17 protein-coding genes and 3 pseudogenes are annotated in these 20,428 nt (G+C 60.6%); 7 read left to right on the forward strand and 13 right to left on the reverse strand.

The window, feature by feature from the left end:
- Positions 1 to 300 (forward strand): annotated as a pseudogene (locus tag E4P82_RS18050) (IS4 family transposase); the annotation flags it as partial.
- 67 nt (positions 301 to 367) lie between these two features.
- Entirely contained in the window at positions 368 to 1,048 is a 681-nt protein-coding gene (locus tag E4P82_RS18055) for a UDP-2,3-diacylglucosamine diphosphatase (protein WP_169250179.1), read from the forward strand.
- 48 nt (positions 1,049 to 1,096) lie between these two features.
- On the opposite strand, the gene E4P82_RS18060 is transcribed toward E4P82_RS18055, so the two are convergent.
- The 6 genes from E4P82_RS18060 to mutS all read right to left on the reverse strand — a co-directional run bounded on the left by E4P82_RS18060 (position 1,097) and on the right by mutS (position 8,528).
- Complete coding sequence (locus E4P82_RS18060; RefSeq protein ID WP_312915648.1) at positions 1,097 to 1,720, reverse strand: class I SAM-dependent methyltransferase; 624 nt, start codon at positions 1,718 to 1,720, stop codon at positions 1,097 to 1,099.
- Positions 1,717 to 2,892 (reverse strand): BtaA family protein, encoded by a 1,176-nt coding sequence (locus E4P82_RS18065; RefSeq protein ID WP_169250180.1) that lies wholly within the window; start codon positions 2,890 to 2,892, stop codon positions 1,717 to 1,719. The genes E4P82_RS18060 and E4P82_RS18065 overlap by 4 nt, the downstream gene beginning before the upstream one ends.
- 295 nt (positions 2,893 to 3,187) lie before the next feature.
- Positions 3,188 to 3,517: a hypothetical protein gene (locus E4P82_RS18070; protein ID WP_169250181.1), complete on the reverse strand. Its 330-nt coding sequence runs from the start codon at positions 3,515 to 3,517 to the stop codon at positions 3,188 to 3,190.
- Between the two features lie 400 nt (positions 3,518 to 3,917).
- Positions 3,918 to 4,628 carry an AAA family ATPase gene (locus tag E4P82_RS18075; RefSeq protein ID WP_169250182.1) on the reverse strand — a complete coding sequence of 237 codons (711 nt, stop codon included), beginning with the start codon at positions 4,626 to 4,628 and terminating at the stop codon, positions 3,918 to 3,920.
- 116 nt (positions 4,629 to 4,744) lie between these two features.
- Positions 4,745 to 4,993 carry an AAA family ATPase gene (locus E4P82_RS18080; protein ID WP_169250196.1) on the reverse strand — a complete coding sequence of 83 codons (249 nt, stop codon included), beginning with the start codon at positions 4,991 to 4,993 and terminating at the stop codon, positions 4,745 to 4,747.
- Positions 4,994 to 5,948: 955 nt separating this feature from the next.
- A complete protein-coding gene (mutS, locus tag E4P82_RS18085) occupies positions 5,949 to 8,528 on the reverse strand; it encodes a DNA mismatch repair protein MutS (RefSeq protein WP_169250183.1) in 2,580 nt (859 codons plus the stop codon).
- Between the two features lie 143 nt (positions 8,529 to 8,671).
- Here mutS and pncC point away from each other — a divergent pair, with 143 nt between their 5' ends.
- The 5 genes and pseudogenes from pncC to alaS all read left to right on the forward strand — a co-directional run bounded on the left by pncC (position 8,672) and on the right by alaS (position 14,020).
- Complete coding sequence (gene pncC, locus E4P82_RS18090) at positions 8,672 to 9,184, forward strand: nicotinamide-nucleotide amidase (protein ID WP_312915656.1); 513 nt, start codon at positions 8,672 to 8,674, stop codon at positions 9,182 to 9,184.
- Positions 9,162 to 9,692 (forward strand): RNA 2',3'-cyclic phosphodiesterase, encoded by a 531-nt coding sequence (thpR, locus tag E4P82_RS18095; protein WP_169250185.1) that lies wholly within the window; start codon positions 9,162 to 9,164, stop codon positions 9,690 to 9,692. The genes pncC and thpR overlap by 23 nt, the downstream gene beginning before the upstream one ends.
- A gap of 92 nt (positions 9,693 to 9,784) precedes the next feature.
- Positions 9,785 to 10,864, forward strand: a complete 1,080-nt coding sequence (gene recA / locus E4P82_RS18100) for a recombinase RecA (RefSeq protein WP_169250186.1) — start codon at positions 9,785 to 9,787, stop codon at positions 10,862 to 10,864.
- Positions 10,842 to 11,351: a regulatory protein RecX gene (locus E4P82_RS18105; RefSeq protein ID WP_169250187.1), complete on the forward strand. Its 510-nt coding sequence runs from the start codon at positions 10,842 to 10,844 to the stop codon at positions 11,349 to 11,351. Before recA ends, E4P82_RS18105 begins: the two co-directional genes overlap by 23 nt.
- Before the next feature lie 37 nt (positions 11,352 to 11,388).
- A pseudogene (alaS, locus tag E4P82_RS18110) lies at positions 11,389 to 14,020 on the forward strand (alanine--tRNA ligase).
- A gap of 77 nt (positions 14,021 to 14,097) precedes the next feature.
- On the opposite strand, the gene E4P82_RS18115 reads toward alaS, so the two are convergent.
- The 7 genes and pseudogenes from E4P82_RS18115 to E4P82_RS23830 all read right to left on the reverse strand — a co-directional run.
- Positions 14,098 to 15,162 carry a nucleotidyltransferase family protein gene (locus tag E4P82_RS18115; RefSeq protein WP_169250188.1) on the reverse strand — a complete coding sequence of 355 codons (1,065 nt, stop codon included), beginning with the start codon at positions 15,160 to 15,162 and terminating at the stop codon, positions 14,098 to 14,100.
- Complete coding sequence (locus E4P82_RS18120; RefSeq protein ID WP_169250189.1) at positions 15,153 to 15,434, reverse strand: hypothetical protein; 282 nt, start codon at positions 15,432 to 15,434, stop codon at positions 15,153 to 15,155. The genes E4P82_RS18115 and E4P82_RS18120 overlap by 10 nt, the downstream gene beginning before the upstream one ends.
- Complete coding sequence (locus E4P82_RS18125; RefSeq protein WP_169250190.1) at positions 15,400 to 16,266, reverse strand: PqqD family peptide modification chaperone; 867 nt, start codon at positions 16,264 to 16,266, stop codon at positions 15,400 to 15,402. Before E4P82_RS18125 ends, E4P82_RS18120 begins: the two co-directional genes overlap by 35 nt.
- A 12-nt stretch (positions 16,267 to 16,278) precedes the next feature.
- A complete protein-coding gene (locus E4P82_RS18130; protein ID WP_169250191.1) occupies positions 16,279 to 16,482 on the reverse strand; it encodes a hypothetical protein in 204 nt (67 codons plus the stop codon).
- Positions 16,483 to 16,563: 81 nt separating this feature from the next.
- The gene (locus E4P82_RS18135) at positions 16,564 to 19,002 is read right to left on the reverse strand and encodes an FG-GAP repeat protein (protein WP_169250192.1); all 2,439 of its coding nucleotides are present in this window, start codon (positions 19,000 to 19,002) and stop codon (positions 16,564 to 16,566) included.
- 12 nt (positions 19,003 to 19,014) lie between these two features.
- Positions 19,015 to 20,196 carry an Ig-like domain repeat protein gene (locus E4P82_RS22945; RefSeq protein WP_312915661.1) on the reverse strand — a complete coding sequence of 394 codons (1,182 nt, stop codon included), beginning with the start codon at positions 20,194 to 20,196 and terminating at the stop codon, positions 19,015 to 19,017.
- 166 nt (positions 20,197 to 20,362) lie between these two features.
- Positions 20,363 to 20,428: pseudogene (locus E4P82_RS23830) on the reverse strand (hypothetical protein); the annotation flags it as partial.

Below are 20,428 nucleotides of genomic sequence, written 5' to 3' on the forward strand. Positions count from 1 at the left end.
GTTCACGGGGCCGCAGCCATCGACGACGGCATTTCGGGCTACTATCTCGTCAACGAAATGGCCCGGGTAGCCGAGAGCCTGGAAACCCTGATCGAGCCCCGGGATTGGGCGGTGTTCCAAACCTCCCCCCTGGCGACGATGGCGGCTTGGCTAATCACCACGGCCGAGCAAGTCCAATTGCGAAAGTATCGCAAGCATCCGCGTGGACCCAAGAAGCCGCCCGTGAAGCGGGCCCACGATCCCCACCGACCTCATGTATCCGTGGCCCGCCTGCTGGCGTTGCGCCACCAGGCCAACTGAGCCGCAACCACTCAGATCTTGACCACCTTCAAAGCCCTGGTGTGAACGACTTTATCTGGTTGGTGATTTGATCGATTTCTGGAGTCTGCGCAAGGGTGGGCGCTGGCCGGCGGGGCATGGCCGCGTGCTGAAATCCCTGCTGGCCAAGGCCAAGCAGGGGGTGCGGGTGATCTACATTCCCGGCAACCACGACGAGGTGGCGCGCGATTATCTGGGGCTGCTGGTGGGCGGGGTCGAACTGGTGGCGGAATACGAACACCATACCGCCGACGGCCGGCGCTTTCTGGTGACTCACGGCGACGAACTCGACAGCGCGGTCAAGTGCGGCGGCTGGCTGACCGGCATGTTCGGCGACTGGATGTACGACGTGCTACTGTTCGCCAACCGCTGGACCAACCGGCTGCGCCGCCGCTTGAATTATCCATATTGGTCGCTGGCGAATTTCCTCAAGCCGCGGATCGGGCAGGCCGCCGCCTACATCGCCCGTTTCGAAGCCGCCGCCGCGCGCGAGGCTCGGCATCGGGGCTTCGACGGCGTGATCTGCGGCCACATCCACCAGGCGGCGTTGCGGGATATCGGCGGGGTATGCTACGCCAACGATGGCGATTGGATCGAAAGCTGCACCGCGCTGGTCGAGCATCGCGACGGCCGCTTGGAAGTCCTGCACTGGGTCGATGAAACGGCACGCTGTCGGGTGTGGACAGCGCCGGCGGCGGCGGAACCGGAAGTGGAACCGGAGGCGGCGTAGAACCGAGCTCTTGCGGTGCCGTCTTCGGCACCGGACGGAGAAAAGGATTTAGCTCGGCACGCCGATGAAGCGGAAGTAGCGCCAGAGGCCGCCGTAGGCCCGCTGGACAGTGGCATCCAGCGGTCGAAAGTGGGTCTGCAGTTCCGGCAGCAACTGGCCGGTCATCCGCACATGATTGACGCCCATCCAGCGCCGGAACGCCGCTTGGTCCGAATCGTGGAAATCCACCACCGCGATCAGGCCATTTGCGGCTAGATCCTGACGGACGTTGGCGATGACCGCCTCCCAGCCCGGATTGATCATGCTCAGACAGTAAGACAGGACGATCAGATCGAAGCTGGACCGCTGGTCCGGCAATCCGGCGTAGGGCTGATGCAACAGGGTGATTCGGTCACCGTATGGCGTCAGGCGGCGACGGGCACGGGTGAGCATGTCGGCCGAGAGATCCAGCCCGGTGAGTCGTGCTTCAGGAAAGCGCCGCGCCATCCGCACCAGATTACTTCCGGTACCGCAACCGATTTCCAGAATGTTCGCCGGCGCGTGCCGGGAGGCTATCCGTTCGATCAGATCGGCGCGACCGAACAGGAAACTCCAGCGGGTGACATCGTAAATGCGGGCGTGGAACCGGTAATAGCGTTGCAGCGCGCGGTCCGGCGCAATGGTCGCGGTCACAGCACTTCCGCCAGATGCAGGCTACCGTAAGTGCCGACCCGGTCTTGCGGGTGCAGAGCGGTGGTCAGTTCCGGGAAGAAGCGCACGGTGGATTTCACCCACTCCGGCAGGAAATTCAATTCCGGGCTGGCCGAGCGCAGCATAATCTTACTACCGGGCTGACTGTTGGCCAGAATCAGCTCCCACTCCTCGCGCAGCGCATCGGGCTTATGCCAGGCCAGCCAGTCCTGGTGATCCAGCAGCACGAAATGACTGTAGGCACCGGGATGTTCCTTGAGAAAATGGCTGACGGTGGCGTTGTGGGTGCGCACGCGGCCGACGTTGGCGTGCAACTGTTCGAAGTTTTCCGGCTTGAGGTAATTCGGGCAACAATCCGGGGTGTAGGAACCGGTCAGATAGACTCGCCAGAAGTAGTTGTCGTGGATCAGCACCTCGGTGAGCACATGCCGCAGCTTGGCGCTGACGTAACCCACCATTCCACCGGGATATTGGGTGTTGATCAACCGGATCTGCGGTCGAGGCACCCCCAGCATGGCCATGGTCATCGGCTGCTTGACCAGCCAGGAGGTGAAGCGGCCCCACAGCACCGACTCGATCTGTTGGTAGATGTCCCGCTGTTCGGCCAGGGTCCGGGCGTCCAGCAGATCGAGCAGCCGTGAACGCAGCTTGCGATCGGCGCTCAGCAGATAGCGGCTCAGAATCCAGGCGACCGCCCCGGAGGTGCCGTAGTAGTAGAACGACTTCTTGCGACTGGTGTTATCGAAGTAGTCGATCTTTTCGTCCCAGAAGGCTTGGGCGTAGGCTGGCAGACTGTGTCGGGCCGCGCGGTAGATCTTGCGGAACGCCTGGTGCGAGCCGTTCCCGAACAGATTGAACAGATCGGCGAAATCGCCCCGTTCGATCAGGGCTAGCTTGAGATGCAACAGGGCGTTCTGGCGCGGGTTGACGTCGACCGCGTGAATTTCCGCCGGGGAATCGAGCAGGTAATCCAGCGTGTTGCACCCGGCGCTGGTGAGCACCACGACCCGGCTGTCGTCGTCCAGATTGAGAATCCGCCGATCGATGCGCGGATCTTCCCAGCAGACGTTGTAGATCAGGCAGCGCTTGTGAACTGCCTTGAACACCAGATCGTGCGCGCCGTTGACCAGTTTCGTGCCGATTTTCTTGACCATGCCATCAACCGCCGTGGGAAGTCTGAACGTGTCGTTTCCGAACGAGTGATGATGGGCGAACAGGGTGACAAGCGAATGGCGGATTCGTTAATTTTTGGCGAAAAAATCGGTCCTGGCGGGTTTCGGCAAGCGCTTGTAGGTCGGGTTGAGTCTTGGCGGGAAGATCACGGCCGCTCCCGGTTCAGGCGCGGCGCGCTGACAGCGCCGACACCGAACCGAAGCTCATCTCGGCCGCCGCATGGACGTCAGACGGATTACGGTCGAGCGCGGACAATGAAAATATCTATAACCGCTGCTAAGTGACTATGCTTCTTAAAAACCGAATCAATTGAGGTTCAACTACCTCCTCCCATTCTTTTTTCGTCATTTTACTGAATACATCAAAATTGTTTTTTTCTTTTACGTTTATTGTTACCCCATGATTTTTCTTATATTTTTTGATTAGTTCCTTCGCATTATCGTCAGAAGCTATTGTAGGAAAGCTCTCAGAGGCCAACCCATATGTACGCTCAAATGCTTTGGGATGGTAATAATTTTCTAGGCAGCTTTTCTGAAGAACGTAGGCACTACCTCTTTCTCTTTTTTCTATTTCGAAAATTATCAGCCCTAGCCGTTTGCTTTTCAAAATTATTATTATGCTTATCGCTATCAATTATAAGGTAAAGATTTCGGCCAGAATTATCAAAATAGTCAATATTAAGAAAAACTGTCGATATCGTCCCCGCCACCGAATGGCAACACAAGGATAGTATCGACTCCAACAAGTGGTTTATCGATTAGTGTTCGGCAAATAATGTCATAGAATCTTGCATCATTGTGACTCTCTACAAACACTATCTTTTTCATGCGAGTCGCGCAAATTGTATGAAGGTTTGATGCCAAGCTCATTAATAATGTTATTCAGAAAAAGTCTCTTTTCCGTTCTCGTTATAATTTTCATATATAGATCCATTAGCTTTTTTTGCACAGAATTATGGATTCAATATAAGTAGCCCCCGCAAATACTGGGCTATGCGTTGTTATGATTACTTGATTGTCATCCGAAAGCCCACGTAATGCACTAAGCAAATCATTTTTGTGCGGACGGGTGAAGAAAAAGTCTCTGGCTCTTCGATTAGATATATGATATTCACACCTTTATTTTTCTCTGCAAGATAACGAAAGCGAGCAACCATAAATAGTCGCCGATAGCCTGCGCCTTTGTGACTCATAGGTATAGGTCGGACATCGTTCTCAAACTGGAAAGAAACATCAACACTTTTAATTGCGTCTTTCCAGGTAATGATTGGTTTTATCTCCACCTCCTTAAGATTTGATACGTACTCGCTCATGTACCCTTTGACCGACCGCGCCTCCTTTTGCATTTCTCCTGATATTTCTGATTCGATAACCGCAAGCTTGTTTGATTCGGTGCTTTCTCTTTCTAAATAATCGAGTATTTCACTTACGGAGTTTGACTTAAAGCGAGTGTCAGCCTCTAAACCATAGTCGGCCTTAAATAATTCTACATTAGGCAATAACGAACATATATTGTACTCATCATTGACATATCGCTCTTTCCTGAGAATATCATGAGATGCACAATATTCTTTTATATACTTAATCTTTTCTAGTTTCGAGTTTCTTCCTCTTCCCTGTACTGGTATCGATATTTCATATCGACCTAACATTTCATTTAATTCCTCGTCGGATTTCCTGCATAGAAGCTGGAAGTCTTCCTTTTCATAGTCAACCATCAATAACTGCTCGGTATCAAAACCTTTCTTGGGCGCAGTTACAATTTTTTCTAATTACAAGTTGACAACCAATTAAAATATCATCAAGAAATTCATACAAACCGTCTGCTTTTTTTTTATTTTTCGTCTTTTATCTTCTCTTCAAGGATTTCTCGTAACTCTTCAGATGAGAATTGGCAGATTATTTCAATAGGCTTTTCTATTTTATTAAAGTCAGTAAGAGTAACAGGATTATCCTTTGGGTTAAGAAAGGTTGCGATGGCATTCAATATGATAGATTTTCCTGCATCGTTTTGTCCCACAATTGACGAGAATTTATTGAGTGGAATGGACTGCGGTCCAACTATTCCACGATAATTGCTAATCGTGACATTTTTTGATAATCATTTCTGTTCTCTATGTGCTGTCTGCTCTTTCATTTAACGGCCAACTTTGTACTGCATTTGATACCTTCAATTGATTTAGCTTGCCCGCTACCTATGTTGGCAAAATCATCTCGCCGCGATGTCCATCTTCATCCTTCATTTTTTTTGACCGAGCGCTTACAGCGCATCCTTCTCAACATTGACCCGATCTCGGAGGTCAGCTTCAACCGCCTCATTCAACTCGGAAATCCATGAAATTATCGTGACAAATCTCACTGTTACAATGCAATCCCGGTTCTATTCGTAGAATCTTAAAAAACCGAAGTAGAAACAGAACACGGTTTCAGCCAACAATCTGGAAAAATGACAAAATAAAAACGCATTTAGTCACAAAAATAAAGCAAACCAGCATCCATCAGTGCTGGTCGATGCGGTGATCAGGCTCGTCGAGAGACGGAAATACGCCTGTCTTAGCTGAACTTTAGCCATTTTCATGGCGCACAGAAGTCGGCAAGCAGCGACCCTGAGGCATTTTCTCCGACCAAAGATGCCTATGGGAGTGTTGCCTGTCGACCTAATGAGGATCATAGGGGTGTTCGCGCCGCTATTTCCGAGCAGGCATGGCGTCATGTGCCCGTGCTGCTAGGTGGGGCGATCTTGGCGCCAGGCCAACGCACGGTGACGGCGGTGTTACGGGTGATGAGATTCGGGCGCGAAACTGGAGCAGCTTACTGAAGCACTCTGCTATGCGGCGTAAGAGCTAAATCCAGCTAAGGTGACGCGAAAATACATCCACACAGCGTGACTGATGATCTCAGCGGGGTAGTGGTAGCCGGTATAGGGACTCTTGGTGTCGTTCATGGCCACGAAACCTACCGACTTCGCTGATTGCGTTCAACTTGACAATACCAATCCACCCGTTCTGTCCACGCCGCCGTTCTTCGTTGGTCGGGCGTTATGAGCCGGTCAACGCTTTCAGCCGCCGCAGTTCGGCCAGTGCCTGTTCCGGCGCCAGCGCGTCAAGGTCGAGTTCCGCCAACGCGGCGACCGCCGGATGCGCGGCCTCGCCGAATAAGGATAATTGCGGGCTCGCCGCCGACCGGCCCGTCAACTCCCGCCGCAGCATCTGCCGCTCCAGCAATCGCAGCCGCTGACGAGCCTGCTGGATCACCACCGGCGGCACGCCCGCCAGCGCCGCCACTTGCAGGCCATAACTGCGGCTGGCCGGCCCATCCTGGACTCGGTGCAGGAACGCGATGGTGTCGCCATGCTCCACGGCGTCGAGATGGACATTGACGATGCCGGACTGCGCTTCCGGTAGCCGGGTCAACTCAAAATAATGCGTGGCGAATAGAGTGAAGGCCCGCGCCGTGCCCGCCAGATGCGCCGCGCAGGCCCAGGCCAGCGCCAAGCCATCGAAGGTGCTGGTGCCGCGACCGATCTCGTCGATCAGCACCAGACTATGAGGTGTCGCGTTGTGCAGGATATTGGCGGCCTCGCTCATTTCCACCATGAAGGTCGAACGGCCGCTGGCCAGATCGTCGGAAGCGCCGATGCGGGTAAAAATGCGATCGATCGGTCCGATCACCGCCCGCTCGGCCGGCACGAAGCTGCCCAAGTGCGCCAACAACACGATCAGCGCGGTTTGGCGCATGTAGGTGGACTTGCCGCCGAGATTGGGGCCGGTCACGATCAGCATCCGCCGCCGGTCGGGTTCGAGCTTCAGATCGTTGGGCACGAACGGCTCGTCCAACAACTGTTCGACCACCGGATGGCGGCCGGCCACGATCTCGATTCCCGGTCGTTCCACCAATTCCGGTGGGTTCCAGCATAACGCGGCGGCCCGTTCGGCCAGATTGGCCAGCACGTCCAGTTCCGCCAGGGCGGCGGCGCTGGCCTGCAAGGCGGATAAACGGACAATCAGTTGATCCAGCAGGGCATCGTAGAGCGCCTTTTCCCGCGCCAGCGCCTGTTCCTGAGCGCGCAACACCTTATGCTCGAATTCCTGCAATTCCGGGATGATGTAGCGTTCGGCGCCCTTGAGGGTTTGACGGCGCAGATAATCGGCCGGCACTGCTTGCGACTGGGCGCGGCTGACTTCGATGTAATAACCATGCACCCGGTTGAATCCAAGCTTGAGATTCTGGATGCCGGTACGCTGCCGTTCCCGCGCTTCCAGTTCCACCAGGAATCGGTCGGCGTGTTCGCTCAATTCCCGCAACTCGTCGAGTTCGGCATCATGGCCGGGGGCGATGACGCCGCCGTCGCGCAGTACCTGCGGTGGATTGGCGATGATCGCCCGTCGCAACAGGTCGCAAATATCGGGATGAGTCCCGGCTTGGTTGGCGAGTTCGCGTAGCAACGCGGCATCCAGCAGACCGAGCAAGCGCTGCACATCGGGCAAGCGGGCGAGCGCGTCGGCCAGGGCGATCAAATCGCGCGGACGGGCCGATTTCAGCGCCACCCGCGCCAGAATCCGTTCCACGTCGCCGACCCCGCGCAGCAGGCCGCGCAAGTATTCGTAACCGCCATTGTCCAGCAGTTGCCGCAAGCTGTCTTGCCGCTGGCCGAGCGTGTTCCGGTCGCGCAGCGGGCGATGGGTCCAGCGCCGCAGCAGCCGTCCGCCCATCGGCGTCACGCAACGGTCCAGCAAGCCGATCAGGGTATGTTCGTGGTGGCCGCTCAGGCTGTGTTCCAATTCCAGATTACGGCGGCTGGCGGCGTCCAAAATCACGCTGTCCTCGTGCCGTTCGACCCGCAGTCCGGTCAAATGCGGTAATGCGCCGCGCTGGGTATCCTTGACGTATTGCAGCAGGCAACCGGCGGCGGCCACCGCGACCGGCTGATCGGTACAGCCGAAACCGTTCAGATCGCGCACGCCGAATTGGGCGCACAGCGCGCGCGCGGCGCTGTCCCGGTCGAAATGCCAGGGCGCCTGCCGACGTAGACCGGGATGGTCGCGCCAGCCATCGGGTGGGGTGATATCCTCGCCGATCAGCAGTTCGGCCGGTTTCAGGCGTTCCAGCTCGTTGCACAGCGCCGCCTCGCCATGCACCTGGACGACGGTGAAGCGGCCGCCGCTCAGATCGAGACTGGCCAAACCATAGGTCTGCTTGCTCTGGTGCAGCGCGACCAGCAGGTTATCGCGGCGTTCGTCCAGCAGCGCTTCGTCGGTCAGCGTGCCGGGGGTGACGATGCGTACCACCCGCCGTTCCATCGGCCCCTTGCCGGCGGTGGGGTCGCCCAGTTGCTCGCAGATCGCCACCGACAGCCCCAGTTTGATCAGCTTGGCCAGATAACTTTCGACCGCGTGAAACGGTACGCCGGCCATCGGGATGGGTTGACCGGCGGATTGGCCCCGGCTGGTCAGGGTAATATTGAGCAGTTCGGCGGCTTGGCGGGCGTCGTCGTGGAATAGTTCGTAAAAATCCCCCATCCGGTAAAACACCAGAATATCGGGGTGTTCGGCCTTGATGCGTAGGTATTGCCGCATCATCGGCGTGTGTTGGGATAAATCCTGGGTCTCGTCGTTCATCGCGATCATCCGCGGGGCGTTGCAAAGGAGCGGCTAAAGTCGTCAAACCAGCCGGTTCGCGCCGGAAACGCCGCTTATTCTCGTTTGCACTATAGTACCTGAGTGCCATGTTGCCGCCGCCTCCAAACCACGGGAGATCCATTGTGTCGTCACCGAATCCTGCCCAGCGGAACCTTTACGAACTTGCCACCCAAGTGGGCAGCGCTCTGTGTGCGCGCAAGCAAATCCTGGCAGTCGCGGAATCCTGCACCGGCGGCTGGATCGGCAAATCCGTCACCGACATAGCCGGCAGTTCCGGCTGGTTCGACCGAGGTTTCGTCACCTACAGCAATGTGGCCAAGACCGAGCTGCTTGGCGTGCGGGAGGCGACCCTCGCCCGCCATGGCGCGGTCAGCGCCGAGGTGGTGACCGAAATGGTGGCCGGTGCGCTGGAACGCAGCCGCGCCGACATCGCTCTCGCCGTCAGCGGCGTCGCCGGTCCCGACGGCGGCACCGCCGACAAGCCGGTCGGCACGGTCTACCTGGCTTGGGCGCCAAGGGGTGGATCGACGCGGGTCGTGCGCCAGCATTTCGACGGCGACCGCGAGGCGGTGCGCTTGGCAACCGTGGCCGCCGCGCTGCAAGGGGTATTGGATGTGTGCGCCCACCGAGGATGAACGCCGGCTGTTCCTGGCGCTCTGGCCGAGCGACGCCGAACGGCGGCAATTGGCGGAGTTGGCGGCGGCCGTCGCCGGACGGCGACGAGTACGCGACGCCAACCTGCATCTGACCCTGGTATTTTTGGGCGCCACCAATGCCGCTCGTCTGGCGGCTTACGAAGCGGCCTTGACCGATCTGGCGGTGCCGAGCCTAGAGTTGATCCTGGACCGCTATGGTTACTGGCCGCGACCTCGTATCCTGTGGTTGGGGTCCAGCCATACCCCGCCGGAACTGTACGAACTGGTGGCCGAGTTGCATCGTCGCCTGCGCGGCTGCGGCTTTACTCCCGAACGGCGGGCATTCCAGGCCCATATTACCTTGGCGCGCAAGTTTTCCGGCCCAGCTCCGACCCAGCCTCCCGTCGCGCCGATCCGCTGGCGGGTCAACGAGGTGGCGCTGGTCGAATCGCAATCGTCGCCGGAAGGTTCGCGCTATCGAGTGCTGTGCCGCTGGCCGGGGGGCTAGGTTCGATCGATAGTCTATGGAATAATCGCTGAAAACAACCGGTTCCGCTTTTCCCGGCCGGTTACTCACCTGATTCCAAGGGGATGCACGGAATGGATGACAATAAGAAAAAGGCGCTCGCGGGCGCGCTGACCCAGATCGAGCGCCAGTTTGGCAAGGGCGCGGTCATGCGAATGGGCGACGCCACCAGCGCCGCCCGTGACGTGATGGCCGTTTCCACCGGCTCGCTCGGCCTGGATATCGCCCTGGGCATCGGTGGCCTACCACGCGGGCGGGTGACCGAAATCTATGGACCCGAATCCTCCGGCAAAACCACCCTGGCGCTACAGGTCATCGCCGAAACCCAGAAGTTGGGTGGTTGTGCCGCCTTCATCGATGCCGAGCACGCCCTGGATCCCATCTACGCCGCTAAATTAGGCGTCAACGTGGACGATCTACTGGTTTCCCAGCCCGACACCGGCGAACAGGCGCTGGAAATCGCCGACATGCTGGTGCGCTCCGGCGCGGTGGATACCGTGGTGGTCGATTCGGTGGCGGCGCTGACTCCCAAGGCCGAGATCGAAGGCGACATGGGCGATTCGCACGTCGGCCTGCACGCCCGCTTGATGAGTCAGGCGCTGCGCAAGCTCACCGCCAACATCAAGCGCTCCAACACCCTGGTTATTTTTATCAATCAAATCAGGATGAAGATCGGCGTCATGTTTGGTTCGCCGGAAACCACCACCGGCGGCAATGCCCTCAAGTTCTACGCCTCGGTGCGGCTGGATATCCGCCGCACCGGCGCGATCAAGAAAGGCGACGAGGTCATCGGCAACGAAACCCGAGTCAAGGTGGTCAAAAACAAGCTGGCGCCACCTTTCAAGCAAGCCGAGTTCGAGATTCTTTACGGCGAGGGCGCTTCCCGGCTGGGCGAGATTATCGATTTGGGCGTCAAGGCGGCGCTGATCGAAAAATCCGGCGCCTGGTACAGTCGCGGTGGCACCCGCATCGGCCAGGGCAAGGATAATGCCCGTAATTATCTCAAGGAGAACCCGGAGCTGGCTCGCGAATTGGAAAACATGATCCGCGATCATTTCCTGGTCCGTCCCGATGCGGTGCCGGCCACGGCCGAACAAATCGAGGATGATGAGGCCCCTGGCGCCGCGCCCGATGAGCTGGATACGGATCTCTGAGCAGGCCGGCACCGACGACCCGGCGGCGGTGCGCGCCAAGGCGTTGGAGCTGCTGGCTCGGCGTGAGCATTCCCGGCTGGAACTGCGCCAAAAGCTGATTCAGCGTGGCTTTTCGACCGACCGCATCGAGTCGGCGCTGGACCAATTGGCGGAGGAGCGCTTGCTTGACGAGGCTCGTTTCGCCGAGCTCTACGCCTGTGGCCGGGCCGACAAGGGCTACGGACCGTTGCGGATCGGCCGCGAACTGCGCGAGCGTGGCGTGTCGCAAGATCTGGTCGATACGGTGCTGGCGGGGCTGGAGAACGACTGGCTGCCCAAGTTGCGGGAACTGCACCGCAAGCGCTTCAAGTCCCTCGTGCCCACCGATATGGCGGAACGAATGCGACAAACGCGGGTACTGCGCCAACACGGTTTTACCCTGGAGCAGATCAAGCATTTTTTTGCAAGGCTCGGGGGACAGGAAATACCTCTGAGCATTGCTCTCTGAACCCCATTCCCGAACCCTGGATTTTTGAAGCCCGACCATGACCAGCAGCGCCGAACTTCGCACACTCTTCCTCGATTATTTCCACGATCACGGCCACGAAATGGTCGCCAGCAGCTCGTTGGTCCCACTCAACGACACCACGCTGTTATTCACCAACGCCGGCATGGTGCAGTTCAAGGACGTGTTCACCGGCCGCGATCAGCGTCCCTATCATCGAGCGGTCACCGCGCAGCGTTGCGTGCGAGCCGGCGGCAAGCACAACGATCTCGAAAATGTCGGTTATACCGCTCGTCATCACACGTTTTTTCGAGATGCTGGGCAATTTCAGTTTCGGCGACTATTTCAAGAAAGAAGCGATTCATTTCGCTTGGGAGTTTTTGGTCGATGTGCTGAAGCTGCCGCCGGATAAGCTGTGGGTGACCGTCTACCAGACCGACGACGAGGCTTATCAAGTCTGGGCCGACGAGATTCAGGTCCCCAGGGACCGCATCACCCGTATCGGCGATAAGGCCGGTGGTAAGCGCTACGAGAGCGACAATTTTTGGGCGATGGGCGATACCGGTCCTTGCGGGCCGTGTTCGGAAATTTTCTACGACCACGGCCCCGGCATCCCCGGTGGTCCGCCCGGCTCGCCCGACGAGGACGGCGATCGCTACATCGAAATCTGGAACCTGGTGTTCATGCAATACGACCGCGATGCTAGCGGCGTGCTGACGCCGCTACCGAAACCGTCGGTCGACACCGGCATGGGGCTGGAACGGCTGGCGGCGGTGATGCAGGGCGTGCACAGCAACTACGAAATCGACCTGTTTCAACACCTGATCCAGGCCGCCGCCGCCGCGACCGGCGCGACGGATTTGCAGTCCAATTCGCTGCGAGTGATCGCCGACCACATTCGCGCCACCGCCTTCCTGATCGCCGATGGCGTACTGCCTTCCAACGAAGGACGCGGCTACGTGCTGCGCCGGATCATGCGTCGCGCCATTCGCCACGGCTACAAGCTGGGAGCCGAAGGCACGTTTTTCCACCACTTGGTCAAACCGCTGATCGTGGAGATGGGCGCGGCCTACCCGGAGCTGGCGCACGCCGAGGCGCAAGTCACCCGCGCCATCCAACAGGAAGAAGAGCGTTTCGCCGAAACCCTGTCGCACGGCATGAAGTTGCTGGAAGAGGATATCGCCCGCTTGTCGGGCGAGACCCTGCCCGGCGCGACCGTGTTTCGATTGTACGACACTTACGGCTTCCCGGTGGATTTGACCGCCGACATCGCCCGCGAACGCGGTCTATTGTTGGACATGGCCGGCTTCGAGCGGGAAATGGCGGCGCAGCGGGAACGCGCCCGTGCCCACAGTCAGTTCGGTCAGCGCCAGACCGCCGATCTCGGTATCGCCAGCGGTTGCACCGAGTTTCATGGTTACGATCGGCTGGAGGAGGAAGTGACCGTGCTGGCGCTATTCCGCGACGGCAAGGCCGTTGACCCGTTGAACCCCGGCGATGAAGGCGTGGTGGTGCTGGACCACACCCCGTTCTACGCCGAATCCGGCGGTCAGGTCGGCGATAGCGGTTGGTTGCGCGCCGATGGCTTGGAGTTCGCGGTCCACGACACGCGCAAGCAGAGCGAAGGTGTTTTCATCCATATCGGCACGCTGCAACAGGGTCAATTGCGGGTCGGCGCCACCGTAATGGCGCAAGTGGATGCCGTCCAGCGTCAAGCGACCGCGCTTCACCATTCCGCTACTCACTTGCTGCACGCGGCGCTGCGTCGGGTGCTGGGTCCGCATGTGGCCCAGAAAGGCTCACTGGTGGACCCGCAACGACTACGCTTCGACTTCTCCCATCCCGAGCCGGTGACCCCAGAGCAGTTGGAAACCATCGAGCGGCTGGTCAATGCGCAGATTCGTGGCAATATGGCGGTGGAGACCACCATCATGGCGCCGGAAGAGGCCATCGCCGCCGGTGCGATGGCGTTGTTCGGCGAAAAGTACGGCGACCGGGTGCGGGTACTGCGGATGGGCGATTTTTCCACCGAACTGTGCGGTGGTACCCATGTCCGCCGGGTCGGCGACATCGGTTTGTTCAAGATCACCGCCGAAAGTGGCGTGGCCGCTGGGGTACGGCGCATCGAAGCCGTCACCGGCGAGCGGGCGCTGGATCTCGTTTCCACCCTTCAGGATCGCGCCCGGCAAGTAGCGCAATTGGTCAAGGGCGACCGCGACAACTTTCCCGATAAGGTCCGGCAACTGGTCGAGCGTATCCGACAACTGGAAAAGGAAGTCGAGCAAGCCAAAGCCCGGCTGGCCAGTGGACAGGGCGCCGATTTGCTCGGCCAGACGGTACAGGTGGATGGCGTCAAGGTGCTGGCCGCCCGGCTGGATGGCGTGGACGCCAAGACCCTGCGCGAGGCGGTGGATCGTTACAAGGACCAGCTCAAGGCGGCGGCGGTGGTGTTGGCCACGGTCGAGGATGGCAAGGTGCGATTGGTGGCTGGTGTCACCTCGGCGGAAACCCGCCGCCTCAAGGCCGGCGATTTGGTCAACATGGTCGCCCAGCAAGTGGGCGGCAAGGGCGGCGGCCGTCCCGACCTGGCTCAGGCGGGTGGCACCGATCCCTCGAAACTGGATGCCGCCCTGCAATCCGTGCCCGATTGGATTCGCGATCGACTCGCCTGAACGTTACAGTTCGGTGTTGGCGAGGAAGCTATCGTTCGCTCTCTCTCCCTGCGAGAGTAGGCTGGAGGAAGGAAATGCTATAGTGATTCACCGCTCCGCAGCGCGCGAATTTTCATCGCATACCAAGAGGGTGTACCCAGCCGTTTCGGCAAGCGTTTCAGCCGCATCCACCAGTAGAACCCACGGCTCGCTCCTCGATGACGGCGGCAAAGTTCGAATTTCCATTCCAGCCAAGCGGTGGCTATGGAGAAACGTATGCCGTCAGGCGGTGGCTGATTAAACAGATTATGGGTTATTCGCAGATACCCCCCCAACGTCGCACCCTGGCCCAGTGCCGCGAAGCGTGTCCGAATGAGCGGCCAGTCGATCCCGGCGTCTTCATGGGCGCGGAATTGCACAAGGTCCAATACTTGCCGCAACTCCACTGTTCCCAATTCAGCGCGATGGTCCTGTATCAGGGTATGCAGCAGATTGTGCAGAACCCGGTGGGTGAGCGAGGGTGTGCGCACGAACGTCCGCTCGATGCTGATCGGTTGGCTGTTTCGCCAGACTTCTTCCGCCGGCAAGGCGGCGGCCAGCGGTCCACCCAGTGCGGCGCGGTGCAATTCAAACTTGGCGCCATGGTCGGGATGAAAAAGAGGGGGAGCATGATGGTGGCTAGTGTGGTGGTCCTCCTTGTGCGTGGCGGAATAACCGAGTGCCTGCAACGCATTCCGACAGTCGGCTAAGCGGTCGGCGGGTATCAGCAAATCAAGGTCGCCCAGCAGTCGGGCGGCGATTTCAGGCGGCTGGCCGGGCAATAGCGCCAGAGCGCCCTTGAGCAACAATGGCTCGACACCAAGAGCGTTGAAGGCATGGGCAGCGCGGATCAGTTCTCGGCGCAATAACCGATTGCGCTGGATGCTCAGTTCGTGCAGGACGACCAAATGCTCGACCATCTCAGCCGGCGCGCGTTCCAGCAAATCGCGCCGACGCAGCGCGGCATACCAGGGGGCAGCTACCAGGTGACGATGCGCCAGCGCCAGCATTGGTTCCCAGAGGAAGCCCGGCGAATCCAAGGTGGGCGTCAATTCGGTGGTCGGGCACAGTGCCTCGGGCGCCAAGCAGCGGCACAGCCAGCGATGCGGCGGGATCAGGGCCACAGGGTTGCCAGTGCTTCCAGCGCTGCCGCCAGGTTGCCGTAGCGCAGGGCATAGGCCGGGGTGGTGTCGATCCAGGCGCACAGTTCGCCAATCTTGGCCGGATTCAGGGGCCGGTCCAGCCAGGTGTTACTTTCTATCAGGCGGGTTAGCACCGCCACCGGGTCAAGCGGCTGTAGTTCCAGTTCGGCCTGGGGCTGATAGCGGGGAAACACCAGGGCGGCCACCGGATAGGCGCGTTCAGGGCGGCGCCGGGCAAATTCGGGAGGTGACAAAAACCGCAACTGGCGGTCGCCGCTGCGCCAGGCCGGTAGGTGCGGTAGTTCGGGGTAGAGTTCGGCCAGGACCGGCACGCTGCCAACCTTGAGGTTGGAGGGGGATCGGTGCCGGGATCACACAGCCGCCGCGTTCCAGCGGCACGACGTCGTCGCTCAGGTAACGGTAGCCGCGCGCCAGCAGGGCAGCGGTCAGGGTGGATTTGCCGCTGCCGCCCGCCTCGGCCAGTACCAGGGCGGTATGACCGTCGCTCACCGCGCCGGCGTGCAGCACGGCGAGGCTGTCCCGTTCGGCGCAGGCGTATTGCAGGATGGCGCTGAACAGGCCGATGACCGCGCCGTCCAAGGTGGACGTTGCAAACAGCCCTTGCTGATCGCGCCAGCCGGTGAAGCCGTCGTCGTGGCCTGCTACTTCAAACCATGGTCCCTCCGCTATTTCCACGCGCAGATGAGCGAACAGCGGTTCGACTGCGCGGGCCAGATCGACGGTCGCACAGCGCAGGGAAAAGGGCCGGTCGTAAATGTGGTAATGAGCCGTCCAGCCATCGAAACTCGCGCGCCGGGTTCGCGGGAGAGCCGGGCGCGGCGGGGAGTTCGGGGTCGACGGCGCGGGCGGTTCCGGTTGAGGCGCGAGCACCGCCGCGATATCCCGCTCGGCCTGTTCCACGGTCAAGCCGTAGGTCTCGACCAGCCACATCACCGCCCGCGCTGCGTCCTGGGTTTCCTGGTGGATTTCCCAGAGGCGGCGGGCGGTGGGGTTGAGCACCCGCAACCGGTCGGCTTCGCAAAGGACCAGATGGTCGCGTAGGACGATGGCGGGCAACGATGGCATGTATTTCTCTGATCAGGGGGGTTCATTTCCTGGACCTTGGGGGTCTCCCCCCGCTAGCGAATCCGCCGCCAGCGCCTTGCGCGAAGCCAGCAGCGTCAACACCGCCGGCGGGGTGTAGGCGGCGTAGCGACCCAGGCGTTTGAGGGCTTCGCGGCGTTCCAGATCGGGATCGATCTCGGTCGGCTCGGTCGGCAATGCAGGCTTTTCGACATTCATCAGTAAGTTCTCGAAAATGAAAAGGAGAGGTGATTGACGCGCCTGTCTTGATGGAACGAGCGAGCGCGATCAACAGTTCCGTCACTTGGGCGGCTTGCCGTTGCTGGCGAGATACTCCCAGCGGAAGGTCCGCGTCGGCCCGTTCAGCGCAAACTCGTAATGATCGACCGCAGCGGCGATGACCACACCGGTTTGCTGGTCCACCAGTTGGCCGCGAGCGGTAGCTGCGGGGCTACTCGCCTTCCAACGCAAACGCAGGGTTCCTTTCTGATTGCCGCGCACCTCGAAGGTCCAGCGATCGCCTTGGTTTTTGCTGAGGGGGTGGTAGTCGCTGCTGTAATCGCCGGCGGATTGTTTCCAGTCAGGGTGGGGGAAAGTCAGGTACAGCACCGGCCCATCGGGTAGGGGCGGCGATTCCTCCAGTTCGTTCACATCGTAGGCGTCGTAGCTGGTAGCGGCATCCGTCAACTGGCCGAGCACGTTGGCTGGGTCGGCGAACTGACCGTCAGCGGTTTCCACGATCAGTTGGACATACCACTCCTCACCGCGCGCAATCGCGTCGCGGTGCTGTTGACGGCGGGCATCGCGCGCGGCAGCGCCGGGATTGTCCCGGGGTGCGGCTTCGGCGGTCGGAATCAACCAGTCAAGCAACCGCTCGATCAGGGCGAACCGCGTGGGAACCGCCGGCTGGACGACGGCGTTTTGCCGGCTGGGCTTGGCGGGGATGAGCAATTTGATCGTGCCGCTAGTCGCGCTGGTTTTGACCCAGACCCAGACGCTTTCGTTGGGCCACAGATTGCCGTTCATGCCGGGCGTGGAGTCGTCGTAGGTCTCGTTGGCGTTGCCGTTGTAGCGTCGGAAGCTTTTGTTGGCGATATTCAGAGTGTGCGCCGCCGAGGGCGTCAGAAGTTGGCCGCCGTTGTAATTGCTGTATGTGAAGCGTACATCGGCCCAGTCCACGGGATAGGGGAACGGATGGCCGACCAAGGCAACTTTGCTGGCGGTGCCGTTGGACAGGGGCAACGCAATTTCAAAGCAACCGGCGACATAGTGACAGGGCACCAGGGGCGGGTTGCTACCCGTGATGGCCCCGGTGAAGCCGACGCGCCCGCCATCGAGCGTCTTGAGTTCGTAGCCGCCGCCCTGGACGACGGGCGAGGTGACGGTCAATCCCACCAGGCTCTGGGTGGTTTCGTTCCAGTCGTACAGGTACCAGCGGTTGGAGTAGCCGTATTTGGTATCTCCACCGAGATCATCGCTGAACTGGCCGGACACCGTCGCGACGTCGGGCGCGCACGGCAGACCGGGGAACAGCCAGACCCCGGCGGGCCAGTACCGTCCAAAGCCGCAGTCGAAGCGGTAGACATAGGCAGCGCCGGCGGCGGGAGCGACCGCAACGGCGGTATCGCCGAACAAGGCAACGCCCTGGCCGAGCGCAAAATTGGGTTTGCTGACGGCCCATAAGGGGTTGCTGGCCGAGGCGGTCCAGGTTGCGGCATTCCCTCCCGAGCCACGAGTGAACAGGTAGGCTGCCCCTTTCGTGGCTAACGCGCCCGGCGCGCCGATCAGGGCGACATCGGCCTGTTCGCCGCCCAGGTTCACCGTCCGGCCCAGGCCGTCGCCGGCCGAAGTACCGCTCGCTATCTTGCCATCGTGGCGCCAAATGGAGGAGCCGGTGTAGTAGAACACATAGGCCGCGCCGGCATTGCTGTCCGCGCCGGGCGCGCCAATCAGAGCGTACCGCCCGGACAGGTCGACGGCATAGCCCAAGTAATCGTTAGGGCTGTTGCCGATGGGTGTCAGTAGGGTGGTTTCCGTGATCGTACTCCAGTTGCCACCGCTACTTTTGAACGCATAGGCCGCGCCGGCGTTGTTGTCGGCACTAGGTGCGCCGATCAGGGCGCTGTCACCGGAAACCGCTACGGCGCAACCGAATCCGGATCCCGTGGCGCCGGTCAGCGTGCCGCCGAAGGGTGGACCCGGCGGAACCCAGGCGTTGCCGCTCCGGGTAAACACATGGCTGGCGTTGGCGCCGCCCGCGCCGATCACCGCCGTGTCGCCGGAGAGGGCGACCGCCGCGCCGAAGCCGTCGCCAGACGCGCCCAGGCTGGCGGTCAGCTTGGCCTGCTGGGTCCAGGTCGCGCCGCTGCGGACGAAGACGTAGGCCGCGCCCTGATCGCTGTTGTGGCGCCGCGCGCCGACGAGGGCGGTATCCCCGGAGATGGCTACGGATGAGCCGAATTCGTCGAACGCCGCTCGATCGTCCGGGTTGGGGATCAGTTCGACCGGCGAAGTCCAGGTATTACCTTCCCGCAAAGAGACGAACGCCCGGCCCACTTGCTGGGCGTTCGAAACGGCGGCGTAGGGTGCGCCCAGCACCATCGTGTCGCCGTCCAGCGCCACGGTGCTGGCCGTTTCGTAAACAAGTATAACGTCGCTTTCCGTCACGGCGCTCGCGTCAAAGGTGGCCAACCCGCCCAGCAGCGCCCCTAGGAAAATACCGAATGATGAACGGTTCATGGGAGAACTCTCCTACAGTTGTGGGCAGCCGAGGGGGCAACGCTCGGCCGTGGTCGGGTTGCAGTCGTTGTCCTTACGGTCGCAGATCTCTGTCGCGCCTGGATGAATGTCGGCATCGTTGTCGTTGCAGTCGTCCGGGGTCGAGTAACCATCATTGTCGTTATCCGAACCTTGCACGGTGAGCGTGAAGTTCTGGGTGGCGGCCGGATTGACGCCATTGCTGGCCGTGAGAACGAGCGGATAGGTGTTTTCGGTCCCCGCCGCTGGTGTGCCGGAGAGTGTGCCGTTCGTAAAACTCACGCCCGAGGGGAGGGCGCCCGAATAGGAAAGGGTCGGCGCGGGCGTCCCGGTGGCGGTGGCGGTGAAGGAACTGGCTTGCCCGACCGTGAAAGTGGCGGCGGCGGCGCTGGTGATCGCCGGCGCCTGGTTGACGTTATGGGTCAACGGCACCGAGGTGCCGCCGGTGAAGTTGGCGTCGCCGCTATAGACGGCGGTGAGGCTGTGGCTGCCCAGGTTCAGGACACTGGCACAGGTGGCGTTGCCGCCACTCAAGGCAACATTGGCGCACAGTGGAGTGGTGCCGTCGTTGAAGGTCACCGTGCCGCTGGGCGTGCCTGTCGTGGGCGGCGTTGCGGCCACTGTGGCGGTGAAGTCCACGACTTCGTCAGGAAGGGAGTCTCTGTCTGGCGTGCGGTCGAGGCCGAGCGTCGGCGTGGCTTTCACCACGTCGAACGGAGCACTGTCGCCGGGGTCGGCGACGTCGCCGCCGGTTGCGGTGGCGCGCAGGATCACGCCGGTTTCGACCTGGGAATAGGTCAGGCCGCTGACCGTGCAGCCGCTGGCGTCAACAGCGATCGTGCAAGCGGTGGTTCCGCCCAGGACGCCCGCGCCGGTCTGAACGCTCAGTTGCACCGGCGTGGCGGTGGCAACCGTGACAGGGTTCTGGGCGCTGTCTTGCAATTGCAGGGCGACGGCGAACGGTGTATTGACCGCTGGCGCCGTGCCGCCGTTAACGGCAACGACCGCCAAGCGCGACGTGGCCAGCGCGGCTAACATAGCGCGACTCTGCCCACCGAGGGTGGTGAACTGTCCGCCGACATAGACGTGGTTGCTGCCGTCCACCGCTAGGGCGTACACCCAGTTGCTCGCGCCGCCGGGGGGATACCAGCCATCGACCGTCCCGGCGCTGGTCACGCGGGCGATGCTGGTTGCGGCCCACCCCGCCGAGGGTGGTGAACTGTCCGCCGACATAGACGTTGTTGCTGCCGTCCACCGCCAGGGCGTTCACTACGTTGTTCACGCCGGGATTCCAGGTGGCGTCCAGGCTGCCATCGGCGTTGAGACGGGCGATGTTCCGGCGCGGAACCCCATCGACTATATCGAAGGCGCCGCCAATGATGAGCTTGCCATCCGACTGTCGGGCAAT

It is taken from the genome of Candidatus Competibacter phosphatis (genome assembly GCF_012939995.1).
Classification (GTDB): domain Bacteria; phylum Pseudomonadota; class Gammaproteobacteria; order Competibacterales; family Competibacteraceae; genus Competibacter; species Competibacter phosphatis.

Bases quoted from the DNA above. Each gene is read 5' to 3' on its own strand.
- mutS (WP_169250183.1), bottom strand. From the start codon at position 8,528: ATGAACGACGAGACCCAGGATTTATCCCAACACACGCCGATGATGCGG.
- recA (WP_169250186.1), top strand. From the start codon at position 9,785: ATGGATGACAATAAGAAAAAGGCGCTCGCGGGCGCGCTGACCCAGATC.
- E4P82_RS18125 (WP_169250190.1), bottom strand. From the start codon at position 16,266: ATGCCATCGTTGCCCGCCATCGTCCTACGCGACCATCTGGTCCTTTGC.
- E4P82_RS18105 (WP_169250187.1), top strand. From the start codon at position 10,842: ATGAGCTGGATACGGATCTCTGAGCAGGCCGGCACCGACGACCCGGCG.
- E4P82_RS18075 (WP_169250182.1), bottom strand. From the start codon at position 4,628: ATGGTTGACTATGAAAAGGAAGACTTCCAGCTTCTATGCAGGAAATCC.
- E4P82_RS18065 (WP_169250180.1), bottom strand. From the start codon at position 2,892: ATGGTCAAGAAAATCGGCACGAAACTGGTCAACGGCGCGCACGATCTG.
- E4P82_RS18135 (WP_169250192.1), bottom strand. From the start codon at position 19,002: ATGAACCGTTCATCATTCGGTATTTTCCTAGGGGCGCTGCTGGGCGGG.
- thpR (WP_169250185.1), top strand. From the start codon at position 9,162: ATGTGTGCGCCCACCGAGGATGAACGCCGGCTGTTCCTGGCGCTCTGG.
- E4P82_RS18130 (WP_169250191.1), bottom strand. From the start codon at position 16,482: ATGAATGTCGAAAAGCCTGCATTGCCGACCGAGCCGACCGAGATCGAT.